Source organism: Mycobacterium sp. OAS707, from assembly GCF_014873705.1.
GTDB lineage: Bacteria > Actinomycetota > Actinomycetes > Mycobacteriales > Mycobacteriaceae > Mycobacterium.
Window position 1 is genome coordinate 35,602 of the sequence record NZ_JADBDS010000002.1, and the last position, 25,443, is coordinate 61,044.

Consider the following 25,443-nt stretch of genomic DNA (forward strand, 5'->3'; position numbering starts at 1 on the left):
CCGGATTACGGCTGGACTGTCAGGCAGCCTGTTCGAAGAGCGGCGTGACCCGCGCTGCCGTCTGCAGGACGACGCGTGGCGACCGCCGATTGCGCGTATGCAGCGTGACCAGTGAACCCGACCGTACGACGCCCAACGGCCCCTGACGCGCGAAACGCGAGATCGCGCTTGTCCGCACGGCCATCGCTGCCTTCGCCTGGCGGTATCCGAACCGAATGCCAGCTCCGGAGATGATCAGAAGCCCGGCGATGCCCGGCAGCGCGAACGCGGCGAGGGCCGTCAGGGAAGCGGGCGCCAGCACGGCCTTGACGGTGTGCTCGAGGAACGACAGGGCGTCGGTCGGGCCGGCGCCGCCAACCGCCAGCGGGGCGGTCCCGGACAGCGACAAGTCGGCGCTCAAGCCCGCGGCCGCAATTCCGCCGAGCGTTGCGGGTGCGATGACGTCGCCGAGCAGCGGCATGTCCCCGCTGGGAGTGAACGGAAGAATCGGGCCGGCGAACGGCGTCGTCGGTGATGTCAGGCCGGCACCTGCTGCAACCGAACGGCCGAGGCCGGAGGTGACGCCGACGGTTTCGACTGGCGTCGTCGCGAGTCCGACCATCAGCGAGTACAGATCGCCCGGCATCTGGGCGAGCGGCGCGACCGCGCCATTGACGGTCACCAGCATGCTCTGCAACGAAGTGATGACGTCGCCGAGCGGATCTTCTGACCCGGGAAGGCCAGCGAAGACGCCGGGCACGGTGAGCGCAACCCCGGCAACTGTTGCCACCGCGTTGGTCACCGGTCGGAACGCCGCCATGCCGGGCGCGACATTGCCCGGTGGGGGAGGTCCGCCCGGATCTGCCGCGGCGGCGTCGGCGTTGAGCGGAGTCGCGGCGGGATCGCCGGCCTCCGCGTTTTCACCGGCCTCGGCTGGATCGGTGGTGATCGCGGCCGGAATGGCCTCTGAGGACTCAGTGTTGTCGGCATCGGGGTCGGGCGCAACGACATCTGGCGTCGGTTTCACCGCAACGGGTGGTTTCGGTGCCGGTTTGCCGAGCGAACGCAGCTTCTGAAGGACGCTTTGAAGGGTGGTGTTGAGCGAAGATTTCGGTTTATTAGCGGTGCTAGCGGTCGACGCGGTCGAACCGCCGGCGTCGCTCGATTCACTGACCGACTGGCTCGTGGAGGTGCTCGCACCTGTTGTTTCGGTGTCGGCTGTCGCGATCGCTCCACCGCCGCTCCCGATAAGGAGTCCGGTGGTGAGCACGCAGACACCCGCTGCGAGGCGCAGTTGCGTCGAAATCTTGGTCTCCTCCCACCAGCAAGCGATCTCGTCGGTAGGTAACGAGGGGCATTCTCGCACAGTTTCGGTCTTTAACTAACACGATTCTGCAGTGAATCCGGCTCAAAAGAAATGGGCAGCAAACAATTTCTTCCAGGGACCCGAAAATGATCTTTGTCCGCACCGGCGAGGGGCGTACGAATTGGGTTTGCTGGCATCGGTTTACGCCGCGAGTTTCCCGGTGGACGCCGAGGTGGCGGGGCGTAAAGGCCGGTCCACCGACAACCCGATCACTCCGCATATGGTGGCGTTGCCGTCGCTTTGGTATTGGTGCATACCTCACGAGCCGCCGGCGGCCGAGGCGTCATCTTTACGCGACTGAGTTTGCCGCGGATCTCGCGCCCGGGTCCGGCCCGGATCGCGGCGATGGCCGCGGGCTGGTCGGATCATTGCGAATTCAACTCTCGATCACCCGTGCGAGGGTTGGTACGACTTCTGACCATGGCCTTCGTTCAGTTCAGCGGCGTGACGTTTCACGACCCCGACCTCGCCCACGGCAGTTACGTCCTGTACACCGGCGCCGACGGGATCAGTCGGTTGATCGACCTCGACGGCGTGGTGCGCAACGAGTGGCCGTATCCGGGCGTTCCGGCCAGGATCATCGATCCCGCCCTCAACGGCGGCCGGGTCGGCGATATCGGCGTTCAGCTCACGCAGCTGGCCGACTCGCCGGGCGGCATCTACGGCAATCGGACTGTCGGTCAGCTCTCGTGGTCGGGGGAGAAGGTGTGGGAGTGGGGTACCGAGGCGCCGGATGGTGCGGCCCGCCAGAACCACGATTGGGAGCTGCTCGACAACGGCAACCGCCTCATTCTGGTGGCGATCCCGCGCGAGGTTCCAGCGCTGGGCCCCCACATCGTGGGGGATCAGGGCATTTACGAGGTGGCGCCGGACGGTCGAATCGTCTGGGAATGGAAGGCGGGCGACCACCTCGACGAATTCGGCTTCACCGCAGAAGGTTTCGAGTACCTACGGCGAAGTGTGGCGCGCCAGCCCGACAACATCTGGGGCTACCTGGAAATCAACAGCGCCAGCACGCTTGGACCGAACCGCTGGCACCGCGATGACCCGGACTCCGTCTTCCATCCCGACAACATCCTGATCAGCTCCCGCAAGGCCAACATCGTCGCTCTGATCGACAGGGCCTCCGGGCGGATCGTGTGGCGGCTCGGTCCCTATTTCGACGACGCTCCCGGCGCCGAGCATCAACGCATCAACAGCCACGCGTTGCCGCGGCCACTCGATCAGATCTCTGGCCAGCACAACCCGCATTTCATCGCCGATGGGCTGCCAGGAGCCGGGAATCTGCTTGTGTTCGACAACCAGGGCGGCGCGGGCTATCCGCCTGCACCCCTTGGCATTTACGCCGGTTCGCGGGTGCTGGAAATCGACCCCGTCACCGAGCACATCGTGTGGCAATACACCGCGGAGGACTCGGGTCGCCCACCGTGGACCTTCTTCAGTTCGTTCGTCAGCAACGCGCAGCGCCTCCCCAACGGGAACACATTGATCACCGAGGGGATGCACGGCAGGATCTTTCAAGTCACGCCGTCGGGACAGGTGGTCTGGGAGTACCTCACGCCGTATGAGGACTACGCGGTTGCGGGTGAACCCGAGGTGAAGGTCCCTACCGTCGACGGTGTCGACCGCCCGACCTTGACGCGGATGATCTACCGGTCGCAGGCGGTGCCGTACGAGTGGGTGCCGACGGACACCCCACGGTCGTCGAACGCTGTCGACCTGCGCCTCGCTAGCAAACGGTGAACGGGGGCCGTCCGCGACACATCGAGGCGATGAACACAGCCGGGAGCATGCGTGCAAGGTCGACAGTCGCGCCTGATTCACAGGAGTTTCCCGAGGAAACGTCAATATCGAACGGTGTACGACGTGGTAACACCGCCGGTGGCCGTTTCGATAAACGCCACGACGCCGGTGCTGTGCGCTTTCTCGTCTTCACGAGATGACGCGCAGGAGCGAGCAAACTATGCTCGCTTCGGGTGAGCGCCTGACCCGTAACGGCGACGTCGGTTACGCGACGAGAGTGAGGCATTACGTGCAAGCGGTGTTGGGGCTGTCGATGACATCCACCAGCGTTGGGTGGGTGCTTCTCGACGGACAAGGTCCCGATGCCGCCGTTCTCGACAACGACGCGTTCGACTTTCAGTCCGCCGACGGTGGCGCCGAAGGGGACACGTCGCCGCACATCGCGGCCGCCCGTGGCGCGCAGACGATCGCGACGGCCAGCGGTCACAAGGTCGACACCGTCCACGTCACATGGACCGACGACGTCGAGGCCGACGCCGTGACTCTGCTGAAATCGTTGGTGGACTTGGGGTTTGACAATGTGCACTCGATCTCGCTGAGCAAAGCCGCGCAGGCGTGGGGGATCGAGGTCGGGCAGCAAAGTGAGCACGCCAAGACCGGGCTGTGCATCCTCGAGCCTCATCTGGCCACGGTCATGATCGTGGCCACCGGAGCGGGCACGGTGCGCACCGCCGTCACCGATACCCGCGAGTCCCCCGAGGACCTTGTCGAATGGCTGAGGACCGTGTTCCGCAAGGACGGCTGGCTACCGGAAAGTCTGTATCTCATCGGGGCGCATAGCGATCTGGATGAAGTGACCCAACCGATCGCCGACGCCCTGCCGATAGCCGTGACCGACTCGGTCGAAACGCAGATCGCGCTTGCCCGCGGTGCGGCACTGGCGACGGTCAGCCAGGGCGAAACGGCCCCGCCGCAGACTGTCGAGCCGACGTGGCGGGTGTCGCTGACGAAGAAGACAGCCGCCGCTGCGCCTGCGACAACGCAGTTAGCCGCGACGGCCATCGACACGGCCGTCACACAGGAGATCGCGAAGCCGCGAAAACAGCCGAAGGCTGGTTCGTCGACGCGGCAACGGCCATGGCTGCTGGCGCATGCGAAGAAGCTGACCATCGGTGCCGCGGCGGTCGCGGTTTTCGGCGCGGCTTTGTCGCTCGCCGCCGGTTCGGCGCTCAACGTCGAGAACTCCTCCGCACAGGCCGCCGACCCGGCCCCGGAGGGTGCATCGGTCACCTCGGTGAGCATTCACACGGTTCCGCCGCAGCCCGTGCCAGAGCTTCAACCGATGGCCGCCGAACCTCCGCCCGCACCACCGCCGCCACCGCCGCTGGAACCGCTGCCACCACCGGCAGAGCCGGTTGCATCGGTAGCGCCCGAACCGGTCGCGGTCCCTGTTCCCGAACCGGTGGTTACCGTTGTGCCCCACGCTGTTCCTGCGGCCGCTCCGGTTGCGCCGCTGGCTGCGCCGGTTCCTCCGCCTGCCGCAGCGCCCGCTCCTGTCGCCCCGCCACCTGCGGCACCCGCACCGATCGCGTCGCCACCTCCACCGGCCGAGGGTGCAGAGCCGCCGCCGGCGGATCCGATTCAGCAGGTGTTGAGCCCGCTGTTCAGCGGGCTGCCCTGACCTCTAAGGCTTGACGCCGATGGTGATCAAGTCCGAAAGCACCTGCGTCCACGCGGGCCGGCGGACACGGTGTTGATCGCTGATCGCAAAGCCCGCATCCTCGAACAGCCTTCGCATCTCAGTGGGCGATGGGTTGTGCGAGGGGTTGAGCCGGTTGGCGGACAGCCGATGCAAGGGCAGCACCTGCCGCGGGCTCAAGGTTGCCACTGCGGCCAGACCGCCCGGTGCGAGCACGCGGTGGAAATCACGCAGCGCGGCGGGTTGGTCGAAGAAATGAAACGCCGATGTCGTCACGACGGCGTCCAGCGAACCGTCCTCGAAAGGCAGATGCTCGGCAGGCCCCTTACGCCACTGCACATGTGACGAGCGAGCCTTCGCCTGAGCCAGCATGCCGTCGGACATGTCGACCCCGTAGACCTCGTCGGGATGCAGTTCGGCGGCGATACGGGCCGCGAGAATGCCTGTGCCACATGCGATGTCGGCCACCCGGCGGGCGCCGCTGTCCTCGAGGGCAGCGATCACCTCGTCTTGCGCCGGGCGATATACCCACTGCTGAAGGAACGGCAGATCGTAGAGCGGCGCGGCGATGCTCCAGAACTGCGTTACCGCGTCGTTGAGAGTCCGGCGCGGCACCGACGTCACCAGGTCCAGACCGTGGGGTCGGTCGGCGGGTAGTTCATGCAGATGTCGGTGCCGTGTGCGGCGACGCCCTTGTTGTTGAAGAACAGCTTGGCCCAGTTGCCCCAGTGGGTGGCCATCTGCTCGTAGTAGACGTTGGTTGCGGTGTCCTCCGAGTACTGCCGGCGGCCGGCGTAGTCCAGGGAGAAGAACCAGTAGATGCGGTCGCGGGCGGCGTCTTGGACGTCGACGGGCCGGTTCTTGTAGTCGGTCATGTAGCGCTCGTAGTAGACGGGTTCGACGTCGCGCACGGCGGCCATGTACTGATCGACGGTGCAGGTGGTCTTCAGGATCCGGTTCGGGATCGGGTAGTCGTCACTGGCATCGGCCGCCGCGACCGCCGGAAGTGCCATCGCCGCCACGCTCACCACAGCCGCCGCGACACTCGCCTTGATCCACATCATCTGACTCCTCACTGGTGGGCGGCCGCGTCGAGTACTGGCAGCTTATCGGGACAGTAGTAACGAAGCGATGCCCCGAGGAACTGCCATGCCTGTTCCGTTGTACTGCCTTTCGGCAGTTGAAGGAAGACGAACTTCGCCGACTTGTCGGCATCCTGGTCGAGCCCGTTGTACAGCCGCTTACAGGTGATCTTGCCGATCCACGCGTTGTAGTCCTTGCCGCCATAGATGCCGTACGTGTGGAGTTCGTTGGCGAAATCCGTGTCCGGATCAGCGTGCGCCGGCGCGGCGAAGACCAACGCAGGTGCTATCGCCGCCACGGCAACCGAAGCGAGTCTGAATCCCTTCATCACACACCTATCTGATTGGGCCCGTTGGGTTTTCATCAGCAGTACCGCCACTGCCGACGCTGACTGGGGTGTCGTCCGAATGCCGGGCCGGCTTCGGCCACGGCACCGGCTTTGGCCGGGTTCGCACGTTCTGCGGCCACCAGAACCAGCGGCCCATCAGCGCCGCGATCGACGGCGTCATGAACGAGCGGATCACCAGCGTGTCGAAGAGCAGGCCGAGTCCGATCGTGGTGCCGACCTGACCGACCACGATCAGATCGCTGACCACCATCGACATCATCGTGAACGCGAACACCAGGCCGGCCGACGTGACCACTGCGCCGGTGCCCGCCATGGAGCGGATGATGCCGGTCTTGATGCCGGCGTGTATCTCCTCTTTGAATCGGGACACCAACAACAGGTTGTAGTCGGATCCCACCGCCAGCAGGATGATCACCGACATCGCCAGCACCATCCAGTGCAGCGGAATACCGATGATGTGCTCCCAGATCAGCACGGACAAGCCGAAGGATGTGCCCAGCGACAACAGCACCGTGCCCACGATGACCGCAGACGCGATCACCGCCCGGGTGAGCAACAGCATGATGATGAAAATCAAGCAGAGCGAGGATATTCCGGCGATCAGCAGGTCCCAGTTCGAACCTTCCTGCATGTCCTTGTAGGTGGATGCGGTGCCGCCCAGGTAGATCTTCGAGCCCTCCAGCGGCGTGCCCTTGATGGCCTCGAACGCCGCGTTCTTGATCTGCGGGATCAGCTTGATGCCCTCTGGGGTGGCGGGGTCCGCTTCGTGAGAAATGATGAACCGCACGGACTTTCCGTCCGGCGAGACGAACATCTTCATGCCGCGTTTGAAGTCCGCGTTGTTGAACACCTCGGGCGGCAGGTAGAACGAATCGTCGTTCTTCGATGCATCGAACGCCTGGCCCATGGCGCCCTGGTTCTCCTGCATCGCCTTCATCTGGTCCTGCTGACTCTTCTGGCTCTGATACATCGTCAGCGAGATGTTCTTCATGCTCTGCATCGTCTCGATCATCGACGGCATCAGCGCGACCATCTGCGGCATCAGGGTGTCCAGCCGCTCCATGTCGGGGAGCAGGTTCTTGATGTCATCGGTCATCGTGTCGATGCCGTCAAGCGTGTCGAAGATCGATCTGATCGACCAGCAGACGGGGATGTCGAAACAGTGCGGTTCCCAGTAGAAGTAGTTTCGCAGCGGCCGGAAGAAATCGTCGAAATCCGCGATGTGGTCGCGCAGTTCCTCGATGTCGACCGTCATGCCCTTCATCTTTTCGACCATGCTGTGCGTGGTCGCCGCCATCTGCACGGTGATGCTCTGCATTCGCTGCATCGTGTCGATCGAGGTCTGCATGTCGTTGGCCTGCTTGAGCATGTTGGCCATGACTTTGTCCATGTAGTCCTGGTTCATCTGCTGGGTGGTGCCCTGCATGCTGATCAGGAACGGGATCGACGTGTGCTCGATCGGGGTGCCCTCAGGCCGGGTAATGGACTGCACCCTGCCGACGCCAGGAATGTGGAAGATGCCCTTGGCAATTCGGTCGATCACCAACATGTCCGCGGAGTTGCGCACGTCATGATCGGTTTCGACCAGCAGCATCTCCGGGTTCATCCGGGCCTGCGGGAAATGCCGGTCCGCCGCCGCATATCCGACATTGGCGGGGATGTCTGGAGGCAGGAAGATCCGGTCGTTGTAGCTCGGCTTGTAGGACGGCAGCGCCAGCAAGCCGACCAGCGCCAGTGCCACCGATGCAGCGAGAATCGGCCCCGGCCAACGCACTACGGCGGTACCCATCCTGCGCCAGCCACGGGTCTTCATCGCCCGCTTGGGGTCGAGCAGGCCGAACCGGCTGCAGATGGTCAAGAGCGCGGGCGCCATCGTCAGCGCGGCCGCGACCGCCACCAGCATGCCGATCGCCAGGGGAATCCCTAACGATTGAAAGTAGGGCAATCGGGTGAAGTGCAGGCAGAACGTCGCGCCCGCGATCGTCAAACCCGAACCCAGAATGACGTGAGCGGTGCCGTGATACATGGTGTAGAACGCGGTTCCGCGATCCTCACCGCTTTCACGCGCTTCGTGATAGCGCCCCAACAAGAAGATCGCGTAGTCCGTGCTCGCCGCGATCGCCAATGTGGTGAGCAGGTTGACCGCGAACGTCGACAATCCGATCAGGTCGTAAAAGCCAAGCGCAGCAACGATTCCGCGCGCGGCCGCCAGCTCGATGAACATCATCGCCAGCACGATCAGCACCGTGACGATTGACCGATAGACGAACAGCAGCATGATGAAGATGACGCCGATCGTGATGGCGGTGATCAGCTTCAGGCTCTTGTCGCCAGCATGGTGCTGGTCGTAGGTCAGCGGGGCCGGCCCGGTCACGTAGGCCTTGAGTCCAGGTGGCGCCGGGGTACTGGCCACGAGGTCGCGGACCGCTTGCACTGACTCGTTGGCCAGGCTCTCGCCCTGGTTGCCCGCCAGATAGACCTGCACGTAGGCGGACTTGCCGTCGGCGCTCTGCGCACCGGAGGCGGTCAGCGGATCGCCCCAGAAGTCCTGAATGTGCTCGACGTGCTTCTTGTCGGCCTCGAGCTTGTCGACCAGCCCGTCGTAGTACTTGTGCGCGGCGTCGCTGAGCGGCTGGTCGCCCTCGAGGACGACCATGGCCGAGCTGTTGGAGTCGAATTCCTGGAACGTCTTACCGATGCGTTGCATCGCCTGCATCGATGGGGCGTCGTTCGGAGCCAGCGACACCGAGTGCGCCTCACCGACTACTTCGAGCTGAGGGGCGATGACGTTGACGATCACAACCAGCGCGATCCAGCCCAGGAAGATCGGCACGGAGAACAGCCGGATGAACCGGGGGATGATCGGGTGCGCCCCGACATGTGTGTTGCTCACGCGGACTTCACCAAGCAAAAGGTCTGGGCGTTCACGCCGTCGGTGGTCCTCTCGTCCTTGACCACGCCGTCGACGGTGATGCGGCAGGTGATGGAGTTGCCGTCGCTCTGGGCGACGATGTTCGGGCTAGCGGCGGGCGCCGTCGTGGTCAGCGTCAACTGCCACGGAATCGCGGTGTTGACCGCCTTCTGAGGCTGCGCGTCGAGGTCCAGATAGTTGATGGTGGCTGTCGCCCCGTCGCCGAAGATCTCGTACTTCACGACTTTGGGGTTGAAGGGCTCGGGGTCATTGACCAGGCCGGCGCCCGGCTTCGTCAGCACCGTTTGTCCGAAGAACCCGCGGAAGCGGTCTACCACGAACACTGCGATGACCACTACGAGCAGGATCACCAACAGCACCCAAATGCGCTTGGCAAAACGCAACATCAGACGATTCGCTCCCGTGTCTCAAAGGCAGTCGAGGCTATAACTTAGCCGGTATAACTTCTCATCGCGAAACCATTACCTCAAGTGGTTGTGTTGCTGGTCACCTCCTGGTCGGCGGCGCGGGCCGGGTCACTGATCTGCTGCCCCCATGCGGGCATTTCGAACTGGTCGAGGCAGCGCTCGATGAATGCAAGGGCCTGGTCGTGACCGCGCGTAATGCCGAGACCCTGCTCGTGGATCACCATGCGGGACAGCCCGCCCATGATCATCGACATGACCACCGGCGGGAACTGCTCGAGGTCGATGCCACGGGCTTTCATGGCCAGCGTCACGACTCCCTCTTCAAGGTCGCGGAAGCGCATTGCGTAGGCCGAGATCTCGCTTCGGATGGCCTTGCGATGGTTGGCCATCGCCAAGAACTCGGTGAACAACTGGGCGTCGGTCGCGCTGTTCAGCAGCCACAGCGCGTGCAGCGGTCGCACCTCGGCGATCGCCTCGCGCTGATGTTCCAGATTGCTCTCTGCTTTGTCGCGCAGCACCGCGACGAACAGGTCGTCCATGCTTGGGAAGTAGTAGTGCACCAATGCCGGCTTGACGCCTGCCTTGGCGGCGACCCGTCGTGATGTCGCTGCTGCATAGCCCTCTTCGAGCATGATTTGGGCAGTTGCCTCGATCAGTGCCTCGCGCGTCGCCTCACGGCCAACTCGTGGCCGCTTGTCAGCGGGGCGCCTGATCATGAAGGCAGACTAACGGTTGGGCGACCGCCCAACAACCGCTACGGGTTTTCGGGCGCGGCGGGCGGCAGTAGCGACTCGAGCCGTCCGAGCGCGTCGTCGAGTGCCGCCGCGCGTGGCACCCCGCCTGCGAGCGTTCGGCCGACCGCGCAGCCGATCACAAACGTCGAGAGCGGGGTCATCGTGCGTTCGACGCGGTGTGCGACGTCGCCGGCGGCGTCAAGCAGGCGGGTCATCTCGGCGGACGTCAGTGGTGCCTCACCGAGGCTGCGGGCAAGCTCGTCGATCCAGTTGTCCATGTTGTCTGCCTACTCCTCTTTCGAACTAGCTATTTTTGCTAAGATACGAACTTGTGAACTGGACACCACTTCCCGTTCCGTGGGCAGTCCAGGCTGTGGACCGGATACCCAAGCAGCGCTACTACGACGAAGAGTTCTACGCGCTCGAGGCCGAACTGTTTTGGCCGCGGGTGTGGCAGATGGCCTGCCGCCTCGAGGAAATTCCGGCACGCGGCGACTTCGTCGAGTACGAGATCCTCGACCAGTCGGTGATCGTCGTGCGGGTGGACGACGACAACGTCCGCGCCTTCTACAACTCATGTCGCCATCGCGGGATGAAGATCGTCGAAGGCTGCGGGTCTCGCCGCAGCTTCGTCTGCCCGTTTCACGGGTGGTGCTGGGGCCTCGACGGCGCCAACACGTTTGTGTTGCGCCCCGAGATCTTCGACGAGAAGAACCTCGACGCCGAGGATCTGAGCCTCGTTCCCGTCCGGGTTGAGCTGTGGGGTGGTTGCGCCTGGATCAATCTCGACGACACCGCGCCGCCGTTGCGCGAGTGCCTCGAGCCGTTCGCGTCCAGGCACGACGAATGGAAGGTGGGCGCACTGCGCACCGAGTGGTGGAAATCCTGCCTGCTGCCCGTCAATTGGAAACTGGCGGCCGAGGCCTTCATGGAGGGCTACCACGTCCCGCAGACACACCCGCAACTGCTGCCCTCGTCGCACAGCCCGGACACGTCATCCGTGCATCCCCTCATCGAGATGAGCCTGCACTTCATGCGCACCCTCGGCTCGGGTATGGGCGGCATGACGCACGAGAATGACGTCCGCATCGCCGAAGGGCTGCAACACATGTCGCTGCCCGACGATCCGGCGGAGGCGATGGCCGCGTGGCGTGGTGCGGTGAACGACGCGGTGACGAAATGGCACCGCGCCCGCGACTGCGATTTCCCGGACCTGAACGATCTGGACCGCCGCGGCGTTATCGACCCGATCGGCTTCTGCTTCCCGCACTACTTTCTGCTGCCGCAGTACAGCAGCGCATCTTCGTATCGAATCCGACCGCTCGGGCCAGAACAGACGCTTTTCGAAATCTGGTCGCTCACCCGCTATCCCGGCGACCGCTCACCCGGTAGGCCCACGCCGCCCGAACCGCTGGCACCCGACGACCCGAGTTGGCCGACCATCCCGGCTCAGGACTTCTCCAATCTGCCTAGGCAACAGAAAGGCTTGCACGCCAAGGGGTTCGACTTCATGCGGTTGTCAACGCAAGTCGAAGGGCTGATCTCGAACTTCGAGCGCGTGATCGACGGCTTTCTGGCAGGTGTGCCGTACGAGCGGCTGGTCGGAGCGATTCAGAAAACGAACACCACGATCGACGTCCCTGTCGCCGACCTCGAGCTGTCCGAAAGAGTCCAAGCATGACGAAGTGGGACAAGTCCGTCGACCTTCTCATCGCGGGAAGCGGCGGCGGGGGCATGGCTGCCGCGCTCGCCGCACTGGACTCCGGAATCGAACCGCTCATCGTCGAGAAGCAAGCCCTCATCGGCGGCGCGACGGGGATGTCCGGCGGCATGCTGTGGCTGCCGAACAACCCGCTGATGCAGGCGGAGGGCGTCCCCGATTCTCACGAAGACGGATTGGCGTACTTCGACGACGTCGTCGGCGATATCGGTGAAGCGTCGTCGGTTGCGCGCCGCGAGATGTTTCTGACCGCCGGCAACGAGATGATCGACTTCCTCACCCGCAAGGGTGTTCGCCTGGTCCGATGCCCGGGCTACAGCGACTACTACCCGAATCACAAGGGCGGCAACGCGGCCGGACGATCCATCGAGGGGATCCCGTACGACGCGGCCGCACTGGGGGACTGGAGCGAGAAGCTTCAGACGATGGACAAGAATTGGAACCGCGGCTTCGTGGTGAAGACCAGCGAACTGGTGGTCGTCGGATACTTCAACCGCTCGCCGCGAGCATTCGCGTTGGCCCTGAAGGTGTTGCTGCGTACCCAAGCCGCCCGGCTTCGTCGCCGCAAGGTCCTCACCAACGGGGCCTCGGTCATCGGGCAGATGCTCGAGGTGCTGATGGGCCTCGCCGGTGGCCAGCCGCCGGTCTGGACGAACACCGCGATGGATGATCTGATCGTCGAGGACGGCCGTGTCGTCGGCGCCAGGGTCACTCGCGATGGCGCCTCGCTGAATATCGAAGCGCGCAAAGGGGTCCTGCTCGCAGCGGGAGGCTTCAGCCGCAACGCGGAAATGCGCCGTCGGTACAGCGGCGATCAGCCCAACGAAGCGAAATGGTCGCTTGCCAACCCCGGCGACACCGGGGAAGTGCTGCGGACCGCGATGCAACTCGGAGCGAAGACCGACTTACTGGATGAGGCCTGGTGGCTCCCATCGGTTTTCGTCGCCGATCCCCGTGCACGCGTCGTCGGTCAGGCCCGGCAACGACCGGGGGCGATCTATGTCGACGGGAATGGCAAGCGGTTCTGCAACGAGTCCAATTCCTATGTCGAGGTCGGCAAGGCCATGTACGCCAACAAGGCCGTGCCGTGCTGGCAGATCTTCGACGAGGGTTATGTGCGTCGCTACGTCTCCGGTGCGAACCCGTTCCAGAAGCGGCGACTGCCGGAGGAGGTGATCGAGACGGGCGCCATCATGCGGTCTGACTCGATCGCCGACCTGGCACGCCAGATCGATCTTCCTGCCGACACATTGGAGCAGACGGTCAAGCGTTTCAACGAGTTCGCCGCCAAGGGCCTCGACCCGGACTTCGGGCGCGGCCAGTCGGCGTACAACATCTGCCTCGGCGATCCGGGCCACAAACCCAATGCCGCATTGGGGCCGATCGATCGTGCCCCGTACTACGCCACACGGGTGTTCCCCGCCGACGTCGGCACCTGCGGGGGAGTGATAACGAACGAATACGCACAGGTGCTCAACGAGAACGACCAAGTAATCGACGGCCTCTACGCAACCGGCAACATCACCGCGACGGTGATGGGCCGCACCTACCTCGGCGCGGGTGGCAGCATCGCCAACACCATGGTGTTCGGCTACGTCGCCGCCCGTCACGCGGCCGGTGGGGCTTTGGGCGGCGAGCAGGGCAAGTAGCCGCGCGAGCAGACGCAAAAAGCCCCGACACGCCGAAGAAATGGGGACTTTTACGTCTGCCCGCCGGAGGCAGTGTCACCCTGATCGACGAAATCCCTTGGCTTCAAGCCGGACTCGATGAGCGCTCGCCTTCGCTCCTGCACATCAGAAGCCGCGCCGACCATATTGGTCAGGATGTGGCTGACCTGAAGGTGGACCCGCATCCCCATCAATTCCCACGCCCGCTTCACGTTGTTCTTCACGGCCATCAGCGTGGTCATCGGGATCTGCCCGATCTTGCGGGCCATCTCCTCGACGGTGTCCTCGAGGTCTTCACGCGCAACCACCTTGTTGAGCAGCCCCCATTCCAGCGCCTCCTGCGCGGAAAGCGTTGGCGCCAACAGCAACCAGTCCATGGTGCGATGCCAGTTCATCATCAACCACGGCTCGATCATCGTGTGCCCGCCGGGCTCGCCGAGGCTTTGCGCCAGCGGCATCTGGAAATACGCATCCTCCGACGCGACACTGAAATCCGTCAGCAGCCCAAGGTAGATGCCGCCTCCCATGCAGTACCCGTGGATCGCCGAGATCGTGATCTTTGGAAACTCCCACAGATACAAGGTCGGCCACAAAAACAGGTCGGCGGTGCCCTTGTACAAATCCTCGAAGGTGTCGCCGAAATCCGGGTACGGATTTTCGTCGGGACCCCACCGCGCCACATGCCCGCCGCAGAAGCCTTTGCCGTTGGCCTTGAGGATGACGACCTTGATGTCCTTGTCGCGGTCGGCCTCGTGCAGGCAGGCGTCGACCTCCTCGACCAGTTTGGCGTCCTTGGTGTTGGCCCGGTCGGGCCGGTTGAGGATGATCCGCGCTATCGGCGGCTCCCGTTCATAGATGACCGATTCGAGCACGCGCTTCGTCATGGGGCCTCCTAGAGAATCGCGCCGCTGTCCTTGGCCGCCGAGATGTCATCCCAGTCGAGATCGAGCTCCAACAGGATCTCCTCGGTGTGCTGTCCATGTTCGGGTGCACGCGCCGGACCCGGGGGAGTTTCGTTGAATTGCACTGGAGCCGCGACGATCTGGTACTCGACACCCTTGTCGTCGACATTCGGGATGGTGAGCCCGTTCGGTGCGACCTGAGGATCGTTCAACGTCTCCTTCGGCGTCGCGAGCGGCGCCCATACCCCGGGCTCGTCAGCGAGGGCCGTGCGCCAGTGTTCGAGGTCCTGGCTCGCGATCGCCTCCCCGACCAGTGCACACGCCTGCGCGGCGTTGGCGATCAGATTGCTCGACGGCACGAAGCGTTCGTCGGTGGCGAGCTCCGGCAGGCCGATCCGCTCGCAGAACCCCGCCCAATACCGATCGGGTTGCAGGAAGACCAACTGAAGCCACCGGTTGTCTTTGGTTTTGTAGCGATTGACGAGCGGGTTGATCGCCAACCCCGGTGGGGCACCGGGTATACCGTCGATGCCGAACAGGTCGGCCACCGAGATCGACGGCGCGATCGACCACATCGCCTGAGCCAGCAGCGACGAGTCGACGACGGAGGGCTCACCGGTCCGTTCTCGATGGAACAGCGCCGCGCAGACGCCGCCCGCGAGCGTGATGCCGCCCTGCAGGTCGCCGAATCCCGGGCCCTGCACAGCCGGGGTCTCGGTGCCGAACGGAGTCATGGTGTAGGACACCCCGCCGCGGGACAGATACGTAGCGGCGTCGAATCCACCCTTGTTCGCATCGGGACCGCGCACACCGGTGCCGGTGCCGCGCGCGATGATCAGGTTCGGATTGAACGAGCGAAGGTCCTCAACGGTGAGCCGCGCACGCTCCAGGGGGCCCGGCAGCCAGTTGGTCAGAAACACATCCGCGGTGGCCAGCAGGCGGCCGAGATATTCGCGACCGGTTTCGGTCTTGATGTCGATGCCGATGCTGCGCTTGCCCCGATTGCCGATCTCGAGGATGAAGTCGACGTCGGCGCGCGCGTTCTGGCGAGTGAAGCCGCCAATCACCAGTGCCCTGCCGGGGTCGCCACCCTTGACGTCTTCCACTTTGATGACGTCGGCGCCCCAATCGGCAAGCGCCGCACCGGCGGACGGCACATATGTCCATGACGCCAGTTCGACGACACGCACTCCGCTCAGCACTCCCGTCATTGCTTCACCTTTCCGACAGCTCTGCCCACTTCTTGCAGATATCTATCCGAGCCGCCGGCGAATGCGCTCCAGCCCAGCAGCCGTTTCAGATAGAGGTGCGCGTCGTGCTCCCACGTGTAGCCGATGCCACCGAAGATCTGAATCGCGGTGTCAGCGACGGTGGCCAGTCGCCCGGCGAATGCCTTGGCACGCACTGCCGCCAGGTGGCGTTCGGCGGCCTGCGCGGCGTCGGCCGCCCACAACGCGTGCAGCACGCCGCTGCGTGCGAGTTCGACAGTCTCGTACATGTCGACACACATGTGTTGGACCGCCTGGAAGCTGCCGATCGGCTGATCGAACTGCCGCCGCACCTTTGCGTATTCGATGGCGAGATTCATCACCCCGGTGGCGGCGCCCAGGGCGTCGGCCGCATAGGCGATCAGGACATCGTCTGTGTGCCCGTCGATATCATCTGCCGACCCCAGCCACTGCGCGTCGACCCCGGTGAACCGAACGTCGAATTGTTTGCGCGTCGAATCAACGTGCTCCCGCTCGGTCACATCGACGGACTGGGCGTCAACGGCATAGAGTCCGATTCTGTCGCTATCCACGGCGAACACCAGGATGACGTCGGCGGCCGCCGCGTCTGGCAGCGCAGTGATCTCTCCGCGCAGTACTCCGTTTGCGACCGCGGGCAACTCCCCGTCGAGGGGCCCCACGGTCGCAATGAGGGAACCATCGGCGATACCAGTCAAGATCGTGCCGGCGTCTGCCCCACACCGTGTCAGTGCGCGTGTCGCGGCCACCGCACTCGACATCCACGGTCCCGGGTACAGCGCGGCGCCGAGTTCCTCTGCGACGACGCCCGCCTCGAGCATCGTCATACCCGCGCCGCCGAACTCCTGGGGCACCAGCACACCGGTGGCGCCGATGGCCGCCAACCCGTGCCACACCTCATCGGTGGTGCCCCTGGGGTCATCGAGCATCGGTCGCACATGAGTTGGCAGGCTTGCCTTTTCGGCCAGGTAGCTGCGCACGGTGTCGCGCAGCGCCAGCTGTTCGTCGGTGAGTTCGAGGTTCACTTCCGCGGCAGCCCTAGCACCCTCGTCGCGGTGACGCTCTTGTTGATCTGTGTGGTGCCGCCGGCGATGGTCAGTGAGCGCGACGTCAACCGATACTCCGTCCACCGCCGCGGACCGCCGAGCGGGCCGAGCACGTCAAAGGCCAGCGCGGCGAGCTCCTGGCCGATCTCTGCCCACACGCTTTTGGCCAGACTCGCCGACCCCAGTGCGTCACCGCCGTGCAGCGTCGCCGAGATCGACCGCTGACACAGCACTTCCAGGTACTTGATCCGCACCGCCACCTCCCCGAGCCGGCGCAGGGTCACACCGTCCTCCATCAGGCCGGCGTCGGTGAGGTCGGCCACCAGGTCCTGCAGCTGCATCTCCAGCTGGGCATAGAGCCGAGCCGCGCCCGCTCGCTCGTGGCTCAGCGTGGTGGTGGCGACCTGCCATCCCGCGTTCAGTGGGCCGAGCAACGCGTCGGTGCGAACCCGGACGTCGGTGAAGAAGATCTCCGCGAAGTCGCTGGCGCCGTTGATCGTGACCAACGGCCGCACCTCGATCCCGGGCAGGGTCATGTCGACGATCAGACACGAGATGCCCTTGTGCTTGGGCACTTCGGGGTCGGTGCGCACATAAAGCTGACACCAGTCGGCACGGTGGCCCAGCGACGTCCAGATCTTCTGGCCGTTGACCACGAAGTGGTCGCCGTCGCGCAGCGCCCGGGTGCGCAGCGAGGCGAGGTCGGAGCCGGCTTCGGGTTCGGACATGCCCTGACACCAGATGTCGTCGGCGCGCACCATGCGGGGGAGCAGCTCGCGTTTCTGTGCATCCGTGCCGTACTGCATGATCGCCGGGGCGATGTTGTTCATCCCGATCACATTGAGCGGCACCGGCGCTCGCGCGTGAATGGTTTCCTCGGCGTAGGCGAGTTGTTCGAGCACGCCTGCACCGCGGCCGCCGTATTCCTGCGGCCACGACACCGCGCCCCAGCCCGCGTCGGCCAGCGTGGCGTCCCATGCGCGCAGGGTTTCGAAGGTGTCCGGATCACGGCCACGCCGACGACCGGCGGCCACCACCTCGTCGGTCAGGTTCGCGGCCAACCACGCGCGCAGCTCCTTGCGGAACTGTTCGACCTCCGGCGGGTAAGAAAAGTCCACGGTGTCCTGTCGGGATCGTTTCTTTATAATTTTAGGTAGTATAGCTACTGCAACACGTTACAGTTGGGGTCGCCATATAAGTCTCCGGAATGGTCACTTCAGGGAGGTTCGGTCGTGGGCCGAGTAGCGGGGAAAGTAGCCCTGATCAGCGGAGCCGCTCGCGGCCAGGGGCGATCGCACGCTCGATTGCTGGCCGCCGAGGGCGCCGACATCATCGCCGTGGACATCTGCGAAGACATCGAGACCAACGAGTATCCGCTGGCACGGCCGGAGGACCTGGACGAGACCGCTCGGCTGGTCGAGAAGGAAGGCCAGCGCGCACACACCGAGATCGCCGACGTTCGCGACCGCGCCGCATTGGCGGCGGCGATCGATCGCGGCGTTGCCGAGTTCGGTCAGCTCGACATCGTGGTGGCCAATGCCGGCATCTGCCCGATGACGGCAGGGCTTCCGCCGCAGGCGTTCGTCGACGCGGTCGACGTCGACCTGCTCGGCGTCATGAACCTCATCCATGCCAGCATCAAGCACCTCCACGCGGGTGCGTCGATCATCGCGACGGGGTCCGTTGCCGCGTTCATGGCGACGGCCGTCAACACCGCGGGGATGGACGGCGGCCCGGGCGGTGCGGGCTATGCGTTCGCGAAACAGGTTGTCGCACACTATGTCAACGACCTAGCCCGGACGCTGGCGCCCGAGCAGATCCGGGTGAACGCGATTCACCCGACCAACTGCAACACCGACATGTTGCACAGCCCGCCGATGTACAAGGCATTCCGGCCGGATCTGCAGAACCCGACCCGCGAGGAGGCCGAGGTCGTCTTCCCGATGATCCAGGGTTTCCCGATTCCGTACGTCGAGCCCGAGGACATCAGCGAGGCGGTGCTGTTCTTGGCCAGCGACGCCGCCCGGTACGTCACCGGCCAACAGCTGCGCGTCGACGCGGGCGGCTTCCTGAAGATCAAGCCGTGGTCCGGGCCGTAGGAAAGGCGCAGGTATGCCAAGGGGAATCATCTACGTAGAGACGATGCCGGCCTCGCCGGACCGGGAAGCCGAGTACCACAAGTGGTACAACGACACGCATTTGGAGCAGATCCTGTCGGTGGACGGGATCGTGTCGGCCCGCCGGTTCGCGCCGACAAGCGGCGACGGGCCGTTCATCGCGATCTATGAGCTTGACTGTGACGACCTGGATGCGGCCGCGAAGCGGATGGGCGAGGTCAACCTGACCGGCCTCGACAACATCGCGATGGACCCCAAGCCGATCCCGCACGTCTACCGCGAGATCGGATCGCTTGGCCCATGACCTACCCCGCAGACGTCCAGCGGCGCATCTACGCGTTGATGGTGTTGATGAAGGCCGCCGACGATCGACTCTCCAAGGGCATCGGCACCGGCGAATTCATGTGCGTGTACTGGCCGTCGCGCGGCCAGGAGGCCGTTGCCGCGGCGATGGGTGTGTCGCTGCGTGACGACGACCAGTTGGTGACGACGTATCGCGGGCTACACGACCTGATTGGCAAAGGCGTTCCGCTGGAAGAGATTTACGGCGAGATGATGGGCCGCGTCGTCGGCGCGAGCCGCGGTAAGGGCGGCACCATGCACATCGCGAACCCCGACAAAGCCGTGATGCTCTCGACAGGAATCGTCGGGGCCGGACCGCCGGTGGGCGTCGGGCTGGCCATGGCGGCCAAGCGAAAGGGGCTCGACCGGGTCACCGTGGTCAGCTTCGGCGACGGAGCCACCAACACCGGCTCCTTTCACGAGGCGGCGAACATGGCCGCGCTGTGGGACCTGCCGGTCGTCTTCGTCTGCCAGAACAACCAGTACGCCGAGATGACGCCGACCACCGACACGATGAAGCTCGAAAGAGTCGCGGATAGGGCGGCCGGCTACGGCATGCCGGGTGTCCGCGTCGACGGTAACGACCCGCTTGCCGTCGCGACAGTACTGGACGAAGCGCTGAGCCGGGCCCGCCGCGGCGCGGGCCCCACCTTCATCGAATGCGTGACGTTCCGCTTCCGTGGCCACTATTTCGGTGACCGGACGCCGTATATCCCGAAGGAGCAACTGGAGGCGGCGATGGCAGCTGACCCGGTGCCGCGCTTCCGCAGGCTGCTGATCGACGACGGCGTCTGCACCGACGAGGAGCTGAGCCGGATCGACGAGGGCGCACTCACCAAGGTCGAGATGGCGCTGAAGACCGTCATGGCCGCCGATGCCCCTTCGATCGACGAGCTGGATCGAGACGTGTACGCGACCCCGATCTCCTACCCGGTGTGAGGACGACGCGCATGGACGAGAAGGAAATGACGATGCGCGAGGCGCTGAACTTCGCGCTCGATGCGGCGTTGGCGGCCGACGAGCGGGTGTTTCTGCTCGGCGAGGACATCGCCGACCCCGGCGCATCCGGTCCGACTGCGGGTCTTTCGACGAAATACGGGCACGACCGGGTCCTGGACACCCCGATTTCCGAGGCCGCGATTCTCGGTGCGGCGGTCGGCGCCGCGATCGACGGCCTGCGTCCCGTCGCCGAGATCATGATCATGGACTTCATCGGCATCGCCGCGGATCAACTGATCAACAACGCCGCCAAGCTGCGGTTCATGACCGCGGGCAGGACGACGGCGCCGCTCACCGTCCGGACCCAGGTGTACGGCGGGTTGGCCACCGGTGCGACGCACTCGCAGAGCCTCGAGGCGTGGTTCATGCACATTCCCGGGATGAAGGTGATCGTGCCGTCGACGCCGCGCGACGGTAAGGGGCTGCTGACGTCGGCGATCTTCGACGAAGACCCCTGCCTGTTCGTCGAGACCATCCGCTTGCAGGGCCAAAAGGGCATGGTGCCAACCGATCCCGGGTTCTCGATTCCGCTCGGGCAGGCCGACGTCAAGCGGCGCGGTTCCGACGTCACGATCATCAGCTACGGGCGCAGCGTGCTCGATTCGCTGGCGGCCGCGAAGGTGTTGGAAGAAGAAGGGGTCAGCGCCGAAGTAGTGGACCTGCGCACGCTGGTGCCGCTCGATGTCGAGACGATGGTCGAGTCGGTGCGCCGCACGCGGCGCGCGGTCGTCGCACATGACGCCGTCCAATTCGCAGGCCCAGGAGCCGAAATCGTAGCGACCCTGCAGTCGGAGTGCTTCAGTGAGCTCGCCGCGCCGATCGAAAGAGTGGCGGCGCGATTCGTTCCGACGCCTGCCGCCGCCGCGCTCGAGGCGCAGCTCTACCCGTCGCCTGCCCGCATCGTCGCGGCCGCGCAGCGCACCCTCCAAGAGGCGAGAGTTCGTGGCTGACTTCATCATTCGCATTCCGCGCGTCTCGGTCGCTGTGTCGGAAGCGGAACTCATCGAATTCCTCGTCGCCGACGGCCAGCACGTCGAAGAAGGCGCACCGATCTACGTGATCGCAACGGAGAAGGTGGAGCAGGAAATCGAGGCCGGTGCATCGGGCACCGTCCAATGGACCGGCGAAGTCGGCAACGTGTACGACATCGGCGTCGAAATCGGCGTCATCAAGTCATAGGAGAGGGAATGGATCTCAACGAGACCCGCGAACGGATCATCTTCGAAAAGAACGGTCCGATAGCGACGATCACACTGAACTGGCCGGAGAAGGCCAACGCTCAGGACCAGAAACAGGTCGAGGAGATCGACGACGCTTTGCGGGACGCCGACCGCGACTACGACATCAAGGTTCTCGTGATGAAGGCCAACGGGCCAGGGTTCTGCTCGGGACACGCGATCGGCAACAACGCCGTGGACTACCCAGAGTTCGTCGAGGGCTTCAAGGCGACGGGTATGCCGTGGAAGCCGCAGACCGACTTGTTCGTCAAACCGATCCTCAACCTGTGGGAGTTCTCGAAGCCGACCATCTCACAAATCCACGGCTACTGCGTGGGCGGTGGCACTCACTACGGTCTGGTCACCGACATCGTGATCGCTTCAGAGGATGCCTACTTCTCGTATCCGCCCCTTCAGGGCTTCGGCATGCCGTCGGGCGAATGTTCGATCGAGCCATGGGTTTTCATGAACTGGCGGCGCGCATCCTATTACCTCTATACCGCCGAAACCGTCGACGCGAAAAAGGCACTCGAGTACGGCCTCATCAACGAGGTGGTCAAGCGTGAAGATCTGGACGCGCGGGTGGAGTCGATCGCCCGTCACATCGCGCAGGCGCCACTGACCACACTGCTGGCCACCAAGGCAAACATCAAGCGGGCGTGGGAGATGATGGGCATGCGGGTGCACTGGCAGAGTTCCAACGACCTCGTTGCGCTCGCCTCAGTCAGCAGGGACGTCCAGGAGTTGATCCAGCGGGTGTTCGCCGACAAGATCCTGCCGTCCGAAATGGCCAAGCGCCAGGCGGCGGCATCCACCGACGGCAAGGCGACCTAGGCGCGTCGTGCACATTGCCGACCACGCGATCAGCGCCCCGCAGTCGGTGGCGCTGATCGTCGCGGATGGTCCGACAGTTTCATACGGCGACCTGTACGCGAGGAGTCAGCGGGTCGCGGCCATGCTCCACGACGCGGGGCTGCGGCGCGGCGACGGGGTCGCGCTGGTGCTGCCGAACCGGCCGGAGTTCCTCGAAATCACCTGGGCGTGCCAGCTTTCCGGGCTGTACTACAGCGCGATCAACACCCACTTCACGCCCGACGAGGTGGCGTATGTGATCGAGGACTCCGAGGCCAAGGCGGTGTTCACCGAGGCAGACGGGGAGATACGCGTCAGCGTCGGCGGCAGGGTCAGCTCATACGAGGATGCCCTCGCCACCGCGGGCGACCCGCCGCCCATATCGGACGGTTCGGAGATGCTGTATTCGTCGGGCACCACCGGCCGGCCGAAGGCCGTGCGAAGGCCACTGCCGGAGGACGGCAACGGGTCATGGGCGCAAAAGGTGCTGGAGTACACGCTGATTCACCGTTACGGCATGAGCCCGTCCAGTGTGTACCTGTCGCCTGCGCCGCTGTATCACGCCGCTGGGGTCAACTACACGATGGCGGTGCACCGCGTCGGCGCGGGGGCGCTCATCATGCCGCGGTTCGACGCCGAGGCGGTGCTGCGGCTGATCGAAACCCACCGGGTCACCCATGCCCAGTTCGTACCCACCATGTTCGTGCGGATGCTGAAGCTCCCCGACAAGGTCCGTGAGTCCTATGACGTGTCGAGCCTGCAGTGCGTGATCCATGCGGCGGCGCCGTGCCCAGTGGACGTCAAACACCGGATGATGAAGTGGTTCGGCCCCATCATCCACGAGTACTACGGCGGCACAGAGGGATTCGCCGGCACCACGATCGATCCGCAGGAGTGGCTGGCGCACCCGGGTTCGGTCGGCAAACCCTTCACCGCGGTGCACGTCGTCGGCGAGGACGGATCGGAATGCGCCGTCGGCGAATCGGGGGAGTTGTACTTCGAGGGCGGACCGGCGTTCGAGTACTTCAAGGATCCGGAGAAGACGGCGTCGGTGTCCAATGAACAGGGTTGGCGGTCGCTCGGGGACATGGGATATGTCGACGAGGACGGCTACCTGTATCTGACCGACCGGTCGACGTTCATGATCGTCTCGGGCGGGGTCAACATCTACCCGCAGGAGGCGGAGAACCTTCTGGTGATGCATCCGAAGCTGGTCGACGCGGCGGTGTTCGGGGTGCCCAACGAGGAGTTCGGCGAAGAGGTCAAGGCCGTCGTGCAACCGGCCGCAGGTGTGGTGGCCGGTCCCGAACTGGAGGCCGAACTGATCGCGTACTGCAAGGCACACCTCGCGTCGTACAAATGCCCTCGCACAGTCGAATTCGACCCCGATCTGCCGCGTGACCCGAACGGCAAACTCTACAAGCGGCGAATCAGGGAGCGCTATTGGGTAGGGCGATCGTCACGGATTCTCTGATACCGCGTGCCTCGTGGTTCGCGCACCCACAGTTCGCCATCACCGGCGGTCGGGCCTTGCGCGGCAAGCTCACGCTTGAGCACCTTGTGCGTCGCGGTGGTCGGCAGATCGGCGGTGATGCGCACGTACCGCGGCCACCCCTTCGGAGACAGGTCCGGCTGCTCGGCCAGGAACGCTTCGAAACCCTCAGGCGTCAAGGAAGATCCGTCGTGCAGCACCAGCGCGGCCATGATCTGGTCGCCGACGTTCTCATCGGGCACCGCATACACGGCCACTCGGCTGATGTCGGCCAGCCGTATCAGGATCCGTTCGATCGGGGCGGCCGCGAGGTTTTCGCCGTCGACGCGCATCCAGTCAGCGGTGCGGCCGGCCAGGTAAATCCAGCCGTCGGCGTCGCGATACGCCAGATCGCCCGACCAGTACATGCCGCCGCGCATGCGTTCGGCCGTCGCGTCCTCGCTGTTGTAATAGCCGGTGAAGAACCCGGCGCCCGACGTGTTGACCAGTTCACCGACCGCCTCGTCGGCGTTGATCAACGCACCATCCGCATCGAAGCGGGCGACCGGGCATTCGGTGAGGGTGTCCGGGTTGTAGATCGCGACGCCCGGAAAGCCTTTGCCGAGCGAGCCTTTCGGGGTGCCTTCCTCACGGGTGATGATCACGGCGTTCTCGCTGGAGCCGAAGCCGTCCCACACCAGCGTGCCGAACCGGCGGCCGAACTCTTCGATGTCGCGGTCGCTCGCCTCGTTTCCGAACGCGACGCGCAGCGGATTGTCGGCGTCGTCGGGCTGCTCGGGCGTGGCCAGAATGTAGGCCAGCGGCTTGCCGACGTAGTTCATGTAGGTGGCGCCGTAGCGTCTGATGTCGGACAGGAACTGCGACGCGCTGAACTTCGCGGGCGCCATCGCAGCACCGGTCGCGATCGCCACCCCCCAACCCGCAACCAGCGCGTTGGAATGAAACAGCGGCATCGACAGGTAGCACGTGTCGTGGGCGGTGACGTCGAACCTCTGCACCAGGTTCGCCCCGGACATCAGCACCATGAAGTGCGACACCTTCACCGCCTTCGGATCACCGCTGGTGCCGGAGGTGAAGATCAGCATGTAGGGGTCGAGCGCGTCGACCTCGCGGTACGGAGACAACTCGCCTGCGGCGTCGAGCAAGCGCGCCCACTCGTCGCTGGAGGAGTCCAACACCGTGACGTCGTCGAGGTCGACACCGTCCAGCAGCGCCCGATGCTCCGCATCCGTCACGACTATCTGGCAGTCGGAGCGGCGAATGTCGGCGGCCAGCGCGGCTCCGCGTCTGGTGGTGTTGAGCCCGCACAGCACGTACCCACCGAGGCCAGCGGCCGCCATCTGATGGAGGAACTCGGGCGTATTGCCGAGCAGCACGCCGATGTGGACCGGCCTGTCACGGTCGACGAGCGCCAGCAGCGCAGCGGCCCGTGCGGACGCCTCGCTCAGGTGCTCCCGCCACGTCCACTGCCGGTCGCTGTACTTCACCGCAATCGCGTCGGACGCAGCACGTTCTCGAAGCAATTGCTGGATGGTGTCGCTCGGCACCAG

Annotated in this window: 25 protein-coding genes; 12 read left to right on the plus strand and 13 right to left on the minus strand. The window is 64.7% G+C overall.

What is annotated here, in order from left to right; genetic code table 11:
* Nucleotides 1-19: 19 nt before the first annotated feature.
* A complete protein-coding gene (locus GGC64_RS10870; RefSeq protein WP_192722534.1) occupies nucleotides 20-1,006 on the minus strand; it encodes a hypothetical protein in 987 nt (328 codons plus the stop codon).
* A 370-nt stretch (nucleotides 1,007-1,376) separates the two neighbouring features.
* Here GGC64_RS10870 and GGC64_RS10875 point away from each other — a divergent pair, with 370 nt between their 5' ends.
* The 3 genes from GGC64_RS10875 (at nucleotide 1,377) to GGC64_RS10885 (ending at nucleotide 4,769) form a co-directional block, all read left to right on the plus strand.
* Nucleotides 1,377-1,646: a hypothetical protein gene (locus tag GGC64_RS10875; protein WP_192722535.1), complete on the plus strand. Its 270-nt coding sequence runs from the start codon at nucleotides 1,377-1,379 to the stop codon at nucleotides 1,644-1,646.
* Between the two features lie 119 nt (nucleotides 1,647-1,765).
* A complete protein-coding gene (locus tag GGC64_RS10880; RefSeq protein WP_192722536.1) occupies nucleotides 1,766-3,088 on the plus strand; it encodes an aryl-sulfate sulfotransferase in 1,323 nt (440 codons plus the stop codon).
* 220 nt (nucleotides 3,089-3,308) lie between these two features.
* Nucleotides 3,309-4,769 carry a hypothetical protein gene (locus GGC64_RS10885; RefSeq protein WP_192722537.1) on the plus strand — a complete coding sequence of 487 codons (1,461 nt, stop codon included), beginning with the start codon at nucleotides 3,309-3,311 and terminating at the stop codon, nucleotides 4,767-4,769.
* A gap of 3 nt (nucleotides 4,770-4,772) precedes the next feature.
* Here the strand turns inward: GGC64_RS10885 and GGC64_RS10890 are convergent, their stop codons facing one another.
* The 7 genes from GGC64_RS10890 to GGC64_RS10920 all read right to left on the minus strand — a co-directional run bounded on the left by GGC64_RS10890 (nucleotide 4,773) and on the right by GGC64_RS10920 (nucleotide 10,570).
* Nucleotides 4,773-5,411, minus strand: coding sequence for a class I SAM-dependent methyltransferase (locus tag GGC64_RS10890; protein ID WP_192722538.1), 639 nt, complete (start codon nucleotides 5,409-5,411; stop codon nucleotides 4,773-4,775).
* Nucleotides 5,408-5,848 carry a DUF5078 domain-containing protein gene (locus tag GGC64_RS10895; protein WP_192722539.1) on the minus strand — a complete coding sequence of 147 codons (441 nt, stop codon included), beginning with the start codon at nucleotides 5,846-5,848 and terminating at the stop codon, nucleotides 5,408-5,410. Before GGC64_RS10895 ends, GGC64_RS10890 begins: the two co-directional genes overlap by 4 nt.
* Nucleotides 5,849-5,859: 11 nt before the next feature.
* A complete protein-coding gene (locus tag GGC64_RS10900) occupies nucleotides 5,860-6,198 on the minus strand; it encodes a DUF732 domain-containing protein (RefSeq protein WP_192722540.1) in 339 nt (112 codons plus the stop codon).
* A gap of 7 nt (nucleotides 6,199-6,205) precedes the next feature.
* Nucleotides 6,206-9,112, minus strand: a complete 2,907-nt coding sequence (locus GGC64_RS10905; RefSeq protein WP_192722541.1) for an MMPL family RND transporter — start codon at nucleotides 9,110-9,112, stop codon at nucleotides 6,206-6,208.
* A complete protein-coding gene (locus GGC64_RS10910) occupies nucleotides 9,109-9,537 on the minus strand; it encodes an MmpS family transport accessory protein (protein ID WP_192722542.1) in 429 nt (142 codons plus the stop codon). Before GGC64_RS10910 ends, GGC64_RS10905 begins: the two co-directional genes overlap by 4 nt.
* A gap of 80 nt (nucleotides 9,538-9,617) precedes the next feature.
* Nucleotides 9,618-10,274 (minus strand): TetR/AcrR family transcriptional regulator, encoded by a 657-nt coding sequence (locus tag GGC64_RS10915; protein WP_192722543.1) that lies wholly within the window; start codon nucleotides 10,272-10,274, stop codon nucleotides 9,618-9,620.
* A 38-nt stretch (nucleotides 10,275-10,312) separates the two neighbouring features.
* The gene (locus GGC64_RS10920) at nucleotides 10,313-10,570 is read right to left on the minus strand and encodes a DUF6457 domain-containing protein (RefSeq protein ID WP_192722544.1); all 258 of its coding nucleotides are present in this window, start codon (nucleotides 10,568-10,570) and stop codon (nucleotides 10,313-10,315) included.
* A 53-nt stretch (nucleotides 10,571-10,623) separates the two neighbouring features.
* Here GGC64_RS10920 and GGC64_RS10925 point away from each other — a divergent pair, with 53 nt between their 5' ends.
* Together GGC64_RS10925 and GGC64_RS10930 are read left to right on the plus strand one after the other, a co-directional pair.
* The gene (locus GGC64_RS10925; RefSeq protein WP_192722545.1) at nucleotides 10,624-11,973 is read left to right on the plus strand and encodes an aromatic ring-hydroxylating dioxygenase subunit alpha; all 1,350 of its coding nucleotides are present in this window, start codon (nucleotides 10,624-10,626) and stop codon (nucleotides 11,971-11,973) included.
* Nucleotides 11,970-13,661: an FAD-binding protein gene (locus GGC64_RS10930; protein ID WP_192722546.1), complete on the plus strand. Its 1,692-nt coding sequence runs from the start codon at nucleotides 11,970-11,972 to the stop codon at nucleotides 13,659-13,661. The genes GGC64_RS10925 and GGC64_RS10930 overlap by 4 nt, the downstream gene beginning before the upstream one ends.
* Before the next feature lie 50 nt (nucleotides 13,662-13,711).
* Here GGC64_RS10930 and GGC64_RS10935 read toward each other — a convergent pair whose 3' ends face one another.
* From GGC64_RS10935 to GGC64_RS10950, 4 genes are read right to left on the minus strand one after another with little or no spacing between them, the layout of a single operon-like run.
* Nucleotides 13,712-14,563: an enoyl-CoA hydratase-related protein gene (locus GGC64_RS10935; RefSeq protein ID WP_192722547.1), complete on the minus strand. Its 852-nt coding sequence runs from the start codon at nucleotides 14,561-14,563 to the stop codon at nucleotides 13,712-13,714.
* An 8-nt stretch (nucleotides 14,564-14,571) separates the two neighbouring features.
* Entirely contained in the window at nucleotides 14,572-15,792 is a 1,221-nt protein-coding gene (locus GGC64_RS10940; protein WP_192722548.1) for a CaiB/BaiF CoA-transferase family protein, read from the minus strand.
* Nucleotides 15,789-16,853 (minus strand): acyl-CoA dehydrogenase family protein, encoded by a 1,065-nt coding sequence (locus GGC64_RS10945; RefSeq protein ID WP_192722549.1) that lies wholly within the window; start codon nucleotides 16,851-16,853, stop codon nucleotides 15,789-15,791. Before GGC64_RS10945 ends, GGC64_RS10940 begins: the two co-directional genes overlap by 4 nt.
* On the minus strand, nucleotides 16,850-17,992 hold the full coding sequence (locus GGC64_RS10950; RefSeq protein WP_192722550.1) for an acyl-CoA dehydrogenase family protein: 1,143 nt from the start codon (nucleotides 17,990-17,992) through the stop codon (nucleotides 16,850-16,852). Before GGC64_RS10950 ends, GGC64_RS10945 begins: the two co-directional genes overlap by 4 nt.
* Nucleotides 17,993-18,106: 114 nt before the next feature.
* Here GGC64_RS10950 and GGC64_RS10955 point away from each other — a divergent pair, with 114 nt between their 5' ends.
* The 7 genes from GGC64_RS10955 to GGC64_RS10985 are packed head-to-tail and all read left to right on the plus strand — an operon-like array spanning nucleotide 18,107 to nucleotide 23,875.
* Entirely contained in the window at nucleotides 18,107-18,973 is an 867-nt protein-coding gene (locus GGC64_RS10955; RefSeq protein WP_192722551.1) for a mycofactocin-coupled SDR family oxidoreductase, read from the plus strand.
* A gap of 13 nt (nucleotides 18,974-18,986) precedes the next feature.
* Complete coding sequence (locus tag GGC64_RS10960) at nucleotides 18,987-19,295, plus strand: DUF4286 family protein (protein ID WP_192722552.1); 309 nt, start codon at nucleotides 18,987-18,989, stop codon at nucleotides 19,293-19,295.
* A complete protein-coding gene (locus GGC64_RS10965) occupies nucleotides 19,292-20,272 on the plus strand; it encodes a thiamine pyrophosphate-dependent dehydrogenase E1 component subunit alpha (RefSeq protein ID WP_192722553.1) in 981 nt (326 codons plus the stop codon). The genes GGC64_RS10960 and GGC64_RS10965 overlap by 4 nt, the downstream gene beginning before the upstream one ends.
* Nucleotides 20,273-20,283: 11 nt before the next feature.
* Entirely contained in the window at nucleotides 20,284-21,282 is a 999-nt protein-coding gene (locus GGC64_RS10970; protein ID WP_192722554.1) for an alpha-ketoacid dehydrogenase subunit beta, read from the plus strand.
* The gene (locus GGC64_RS10975) at nucleotides 21,275-21,511 is read left to right on the plus strand and encodes a biotin/lipoyl-containing protein (protein WP_192722555.1); all 237 of its coding nucleotides are present in this window, start codon (nucleotides 21,275-21,277) and stop codon (nucleotides 21,509-21,511) included. The genes GGC64_RS10970 and GGC64_RS10975 overlap by 8 nt, the downstream gene beginning before the upstream one ends.
* Nucleotides 21,512-21,519: 8 nt before the next feature.
* Nucleotides 21,520-22,383 (plus strand): enoyl-CoA hydratase/isomerase family protein, encoded by an 864-nt coding sequence (locus GGC64_RS10980; protein WP_192722556.1) that lies wholly within the window; start codon nucleotides 21,520-21,522, stop codon nucleotides 22,381-22,383.
* Between the two features lie 7 nt (nucleotides 22,384-22,390).
* Nucleotides 22,391-23,875, plus strand: a complete 1,485-nt coding sequence (locus tag GGC64_RS10985; RefSeq protein WP_192722557.1) for an acyl-CoA synthetase — start codon at nucleotides 22,391-22,393, stop codon at nucleotides 23,873-23,875.
* On the opposite strand, the gene fadD1 is transcribed toward GGC64_RS10985, so the two are convergent.
* On the minus strand, nucleotides 23,842-25,440 hold the full coding sequence (gene fadD1, locus GGC64_RS10990; protein WP_192722558.1) for a fatty-acid--CoA ligase FadD1: 1,599 nt from the start codon (nucleotides 25,438-25,440) through the stop codon (nucleotides 23,842-23,844). The genes GGC64_RS10985 and fadD1 overlap by 34 nt on opposite strands.
* Between the last annotated feature and the right edge of the window lie 3 nt (nucleotides 25,441-25,443).